We start from the raw sequence: 3,567 nt of genomic DNA on the forward strand, positions 1-3,567 counted from the left end.
TGTTCAGTCTTACAACCTTACATTATTAACATTCCATTCCCACTTTTAAAGTGGGAATCTTTTGTATTTCACAGATATATTTTGTATGTATCTTAAGAATCTAAGATTTACTAGATTCTGCATGATTAGATTTTAAATCGCTTAAATTTAGATTCTATAATGCTAGATGCTTCGTGCTTCTCAACATGACGAGCATTTCACATATAATAATTATTTAGAATACAACAATCCTTGAATCTGGAATCAAAAAACAAGTTGGCTATTATCAACATGATAAACTATCATGTTCGATTCTAATTCTTGTCATATTGAGTGTGTAAGCACGGAATATCTCTTTATACTCCATGCTGGATATTTCGCTAATGTTCAACATGACACTTTTTTAGATTCTAGCTATTTCCCCAAATAAACTTGTCGTGGGCGTGTGATTCTTACTGATGGATTTTTTACATGCTCTATCAAGTTAGCACACCAGCCGGGCATTCTACCTAAAACAAATATAGGTGTGAAAAGCTCTGTTGGAATCTTTAAGGCAGTCAAAATAATGCCGCTATAAAAATCCACATTTGGATAGAGTTTTCTCTCAATAAAGTATGAATCACTTAATGCTACTTCTTCCACTTTTTCTGCGATTTCACTCAAACGCATATCCATTTTGATACCGCGTTTATTTAAATCATCTTTCAAGGCTTTTAGAGTTTTTGCCCTTGGATCATAGTTCTTATACACACGATGTCCAAAGCCCATAAGTCTAAATGGATCATTTTTATCTTTCACTCTAGCGACATATTTATCTACATTTTTAACATCGCCGATTTCACGCAATTGTTGTAAAACTGCCTCATTTGCACCGCCGTGTGCTGGTCCCCAAAGTGCTGCAATGCCTGAAGAGATTGCTGCATAAGGATGCACACCTGTTGAAGCAACATTTCGCACCGTTGTAGTGGAAGCATTTTGTCCATGTTCTGCATGTAGTGTTAGAATCTTATCAAGGGCTTCAATCTCTACTGCATCAATGCCTTCTTCACCCTTTAGCGTATTTTTGAATCTGCCATGCGGATAACCTCGCAACATGTATAAAAAGTTTTCTACATAGCTTTTTGATACATCTGGCTCAATGAAAGGCGCACCAACGCTATGACGATAGCAAAATGCTACCATTGTAGCCGTTTTTGCGATGATTCTTCTTGCCATCATTTGATAATCATCTTCATCGTCCATTTCTTTATGGTCATAATACAGCGTTGCTAAAACGCTTACGAGTGCTGATAGCGTAGCCATAGGGTGTGCTTTATCTGGGAAAGCAGCAAAGACAGATTTTAGTCGCTCATGTAAAAAGCCCCTATGCCTTAGCTCAAGATCAAAAGCTTGTGATTCTTCCTTATTCTTTGGCAAACCATCTTCGGTGATAAGCAAACGACACACATCTGTAAAGCTATATTTTGCTACTAAATCTTGGATAGGAATGCCCTTATAAAGCAGCGCCCCCTCTTTACCATCAACATAGCTAATAGTAGATTCACACCCTGCTGTGCTGCCATATCCGGGATCATAAGAGAAAATCCCTGCAGTCTCGTAGAGTTTGCTAAAATTAATCGCCTTTGGTCCCCTTGTGCAATTGATCAAATCAAAGTCAAAGCTTTCATTTGTCTCATTATTTGTGAGTGTTACTGTATTCTTACCCATATTAATCCTTTCTGTAAATAAAGCTTATATAGTCTAGCAATGCCCCATTTGTGCAACAAAGATTCTATAAAGCCGCACAATAACACCCCTAGATTGATTGCATTGTATCTTTTTTTCAAGCATTTTTCTAGCACATTGTATATTATCGATACTGCAAATATATACATGTTACAAAACTGCATACTATTGTCATAATTGGCTTGTATATTCAAAGCAAACAAATCTTTAAGTAGATACACTTGGGACTTTAAATATTAAATTTAACTTAAATTAAGCTATATTTAAGTAAATGCTGATTAGAATTCTGTTTTTAAAAATATTTTACATGTTTTAAAGGCAAATTATGGAACTCACTAAAACACCAAAGCAGGGGGAAATCCAAAGAGATTGGATTGTCCTTGATGCAAAAGGCAAGGTATTTGGTAGATTAATCGCTGAAGCAGCGACACTACTAAGAGGCAAACATAAGGCAAGTTATACACCGCATTTAGATTGCGGTGATTTTGTTGTTATTATCAACGCAAAAGAAGTGCAGTTTAATGGCACAAATAAGCTTGACGATAAGAAATACTTCACACATTCAGGCTATTTTGGTAGTACAAAGTCAAAGACTTTAGCAGAAATGCTTGAGAAGCAACCAGAAAAGTTGTATAGACTTGCAGTAAGAGGTATGCTACCAAAAACAAGACTTGGTCGTGCTATGATTAAAAAGCTAAAAGTGTATTCAAGTGCTACACATCCACACACAGCTCAAGTAGCTGATTCTAAAAAAGCATAATAAAGGAATGTAATGAGTAAGGTTTATGCAACAGGAAGAAGAAAAACTGCGATTGCAAAGGTATGGTTAAGCAGTGGGACAGGCAAACTTACAATCAATGATATGGGATTAGATGAGTGGCTTGGCGGACATGATTCTATTAAGATGAAGGTTATGCAGCCGCTTGTGCTTACAAAGCAGGATAAATCAGTAGATATTCGTGCGATTACGCTTGGTGGTGGCTACTCTGCACAGGCTGAAGCTTTGCGTAGTGGTATCGCAAAAGCGTTAAATAACTTTGATAGAGATGCGTTCCGCAAAGAGCTTAAAAGTGCTGGACTGCTTACACGCGATGCAAGAGTTGTAGAGCGTAAAAAATATGGTAAGCGTAAAGCTAGAAGAAGCCCACAATTCTCAAAAAGATAAGATTCTTTTATATTTTCTCCATTTTCTGCTACGAGCTGTATATATGGATCGCAAAGATTCGATATTACAGCTTGTTCCTTTCTTTGAAAGTCTATTTAATTAATTTTTTTGTTCTGCTTAGAATCTTTAAGGGTAATAGTTAATTGTTTTTTTTACATTGGGTTTTGCTTGATTTTATTTTTAAAAGCAATTTGCTTGCATTTGTATTACTTTAATGAAAAAGGATTTTAAATACTTGTCATGTTGAGCGTAAGAAAACTTCTAATTTATAGAATCTGTGTTGTAGATTCTGTTTAGATTTTATATACAAAAGCAAGGATTTTAAACACATATTAGATTCCATATTTTAGAATCTAATATGTGAAATCTAATAAATTTTAGACTCGAAACTTTTAATCTCTATATATTTTGCTTGATATTTTTTGTAGAATCTAGTTTTATTTTAAGTTAAGGATAGTATGGGATTCAAAAAGTTTAATGGTAAAAATGCGATTTTATCAATGATTTTATGCGGTGTTACTTCTTTTTCACTTTTATATGCAAATAATTTAAAAGAATGTCAAAGTGAAGAAGATAAAAAATCTGGATGTGTGGAAAACATACTATAAAAATGGGAATCTAAAAGCCAAAACGCCATGCAAAGACGATAAAGCACAAGGTATTGCAAGATTCTACAACAAAAATAATGATATGATAAT

3 protein-coding genes are annotated in these 3,567 nt (G+C 34.7%); 2 read left to right on the plus strand and 1 reads right to left on the minus strand.

Annotation, left to right across the window (positions count from 1 at the left end; translation table 11 throughout):
* Positions 1-393 precede the first annotated feature (393 nt).
* Entirely contained in the window at positions 394-1,686 is a 1,293-nt protein-coding gene (locus tag T368_RS0111045; RefSeq protein WP_004084572.1) for a citrate synthase, read from the minus strand.
* 343 nt (positions 1,687-2,029) lie between these two features.
* On the opposite strand from T368_RS0111045, the gene rplM reads away from it, so the two are divergent.
* Entirely contained in the window at positions 2,030-2,464 is a 435-nt protein-coding gene (gene rplM / locus T368_RS0111055) for a 50S ribosomal protein L13 (RefSeq protein WP_004084569.1), read from the plus strand.
* 12 nt (positions 2,465-2,476) lie between these two features.
* Complete coding sequence (rpsI, locus tag T368_RS0111060) at positions 2,477-2,869, plus strand: 30S ribosomal protein S9 (RefSeq protein WP_004084567.1); 393 nt, start codon at positions 2,477-2,479, stop codon at positions 2,867-2,869.
* The last annotated feature ends 698 nt before the right edge of the window (positions 2,870-3,567 follow it).

The sequence above is a fragment of the Helicobacter bilis ATCC 51630 genome (genome assembly GCF_000686565.1).
GTDB classification, from domain to species: domain Bacteria; phylum Campylobacterota; class Campylobacteria; order Campylobacterales; family Helicobacteraceae; genus Helicobacter_A; species Helicobacter_A bilis.

Coding starts and splice junctions, on each gene's coding strand:
- rpsI (WP_004084567.1), top strand. CDS start 2,477: ATGAGTAAGGTTTATGCAACAGGAAGAAGAAAAACTGCGATTGCAAAG.
- rplM (WP_004084569.1), top strand. CDS start 2,030: ATGGAACTCACTAAAACACCAAAGCAGGGGGAAATCCAAAGAGATTGG.
- T368_RS0111045 (WP_004084572.1), bottom strand. CDS start 1,686: ATGGGTAAGAATACAGTAACACTCACAAATAATGAGACAAATGAAAGC.